2 protein-coding genes and 1 pseudogene are annotated in these 1,373 nt (G+C 41.6%); 2 read left to right on the top strand and 1 reads right to left on the bottom strand.

Features of this window, described 5'->3' with window-relative positions; translation table 11 throughout:
* On the bottom strand, positions 1 to 336 hold a 336-nt coding region (locus IQQ51_RS27095), incomplete at its 3' end, for a formate dehydrogenase accessory sulfurtransferase FdhD (protein ID WP_322632751.1).
* A gap of 454 nt (positions 337 to 790) precedes the next feature.
* Here IQQ51_RS27095 and IQQ51_RS13350 point away from each other — a divergent pair.
* A complete protein-coding gene (locus IQQ51_RS13350) occupies positions 791 to 1,255 on the top strand; it encodes a DUF3305 domain-containing protein (protein WP_004733736.1) in 465 nt (154 codons plus the stop codon).
* Positions 1,245 to 1,373, top strand: a pseudogene (locus IQQ51_RS27090) (DUF3306 domain-containing protein); the annotation flags it as partial. The gene IQQ51_RS13350 and the pseudogene IQQ51_RS27090, both read left to right, overlap by 11 nt.

Genomic DNA, 1,373 nt, shown 5'->3' with positions numbered 1-1,373 from the left:
AGAGGTTACTGTCTTCTTCTTAAGCGCTTGCTCAAGTTGGCTTGTGTCTTCTTTGGTGATAACCGCAGCAGAGCTAGTTTCCCAATCGATGATAATAGATTCAACCGCTTCGGGATCGGAAAGGAAGCTTTGGTTTTTCAAATAACCTAAGACTAATGACTCAGGACGAGAGCCCAATGTCATCAAGGTTACGATCTCTTTCCAGTTCAACATTACGGTAAGAGGGCGCTCACACGCGATCTGTTTCGTTAGCTTTTCGCCATATTCATCAAACACTTCAACTTCGATTGTCTGAAGTGGGTTCTCACTGGTTTTTATTATGTTTGGTTTTACCACAGTCATTTCCTACTTAATGAGATAGCGATTTTATGAGATAAGAAGTCAACAAGAGCAATAAGGCTCTCATTCATCAATGCGCTAGTTTGTTGGTTCGCTATGGCCTAGGTTTCGATTATCGTTTCGAACATGCCATAGATCTGTGAATATATAGCTTTGTGAATAACATTAGCGAATTAGCTAAAGCAAATCTTATTCCAAAATAACGGGGATTGATGGAAACATGAAGCATTAGATTAAAATAGCGCAAAATATGAGAGTTCACCGGGTGGAGTTGTCTGAAATAACCAGTATCGACTAACGTTATAGTGACAACTTGATAACGAACGCTATAGATACGCTCTCACAGTCAATCCGTATTGGCGTGTTTATTGCTTTATGGGGTGTATATGATTGCGCACAGTACAAAATGTCCTAAGTGCATTCAGACCAAAGAAAATCAATTGGGTGAAGTATGTCTGAGATAAAAGAATTCAAAGAACAATATGAAAAAACAGAAGCAGCTTGGCCAATCGGTGTCCAAAGAATAGAGAAAGAGATCAAAACAGGTATCTGGGTAACGACGCAATGGGAATTGACGGGGTTTGAACTGTCACCAGAAGACGATGCCCAAGACGTTTGTTTACTCCAACTACATAAAGACGAACGTACAGACTATCGTTTCAACCTCAGCTCGCAGCAACCTAAGCTTTTCCTAGTGATGGATAATGTTGATTCTGGTGTTAAACCCGTTATTCAGTTACTTACCGCATCACAAACCGTTGCAGGGCAATACATGGACGGTGACAACCAAGTCCTTTCATACGATATTCCGCTACCTGTACAAGCTTGGATGGAAGCTTTCATCGGTCGTCATGGCGAGTTATTGGAAGCAAGACGTAAAAAACGTAAAGGCGCGGGTCGATCAAATGGCAACTAACTTTTTTAGCCGTTGGTCTCAACGAAAGCTTGATGAATCAACCGACCAACCATTAGAAGCGCAACAAACGCTAGAGGAAACTGAGCTTACTTCCACTGAAGCTTCGTCTGCTGCTTCA

The sequence above is a fragment of the Vibrio sp. OPT18 genome (assembly GCF_015163615.1).
In the GTDB taxonomy this organism is placed as follows: domain Bacteria; phylum Pseudomonadota; class Gammaproteobacteria; order Enterobacterales; family Vibrionaceae; genus Vibrio; species Vibrio coralliirubri.
This window is presented reverse-complemented; position numbering and strand designations above follow the sequence as displayed.

Excerpts from the sequence above, each read along its gene's own strand:
- IQQ51_RS13350 (WP_004733736.1), top strand. The coding sequence starts at position 791 with ATGTCTGAGATAAAAGAATTCAAAGAACAATATGAAAAAACAGAAGCA.